The organism is Parendozoicomonas haliclonae, from assembly GCF_900174585.1.
GTDB lineage: Bacteria > Pseudomonadota > Gammaproteobacteria > Pseudomonadales > Endozoicomonadaceae > Sansalvadorimonas > Sansalvadorimonas haliclonae.
The window spans coordinates 1-455 of sequence record NZ_FWPT01000056.1; the positions used below are offsets into that span (position 1 = coordinate 1).

General features: G+C 48.1%; 1 protein-coding gene. It reads right to left on the reverse strand.

What is annotated here, in order from left to right; translation table 11 throughout:
• A partial coding sequence (locus tag EHSB41UT_RS24230; RefSeq protein ID WP_207626759.1) for a hypothetical protein occupies positions 1 to 202 on the reverse strand: 202 nt, incomplete at its 3' end.
• Positions 203 to 455 lie beyond the last annotated feature (253 nt).

Below are 455 nucleotides of genomic sequence, written 5' to 3' on the forward strand. Positions count from 1 at the left end.
TGCTTACCGGGCCATGAAAACCGCTGTCAAAATTCCCCGGACGATAATCCCCGGTACGCCGCGGTACATCTTGCAATAATGAGGCCGGGTGAACCAGTCCGTCCTCCAACGCGAGTCCATAGACAAAGGGCTTCAGCACCGATCCCGGCGAGCGGATCGCGCTCACCATATCCACATGCCCAAAGCGGGTGTCGTCATTCATATCCACCGAGCCCACGAGACTCCTGAGCATCTCGTATGCCGTCTTCTGCTTGAAAAAAAAAAGCTAAAACCAGAAGCGAAGCGTGAAGTGAAGAAAAAAACGACGGATACAGTAGAAGACTTAAAGGAATTCTCTGAACGGACAATGCATAGTGATTATGATCATGTGATAGATGCGGCGGAGGAAATTAACAATGAATATGAGTTAATCGTGTCTTTCGAAATCTAAACGACAGTGATATTAGCCTGTCTAT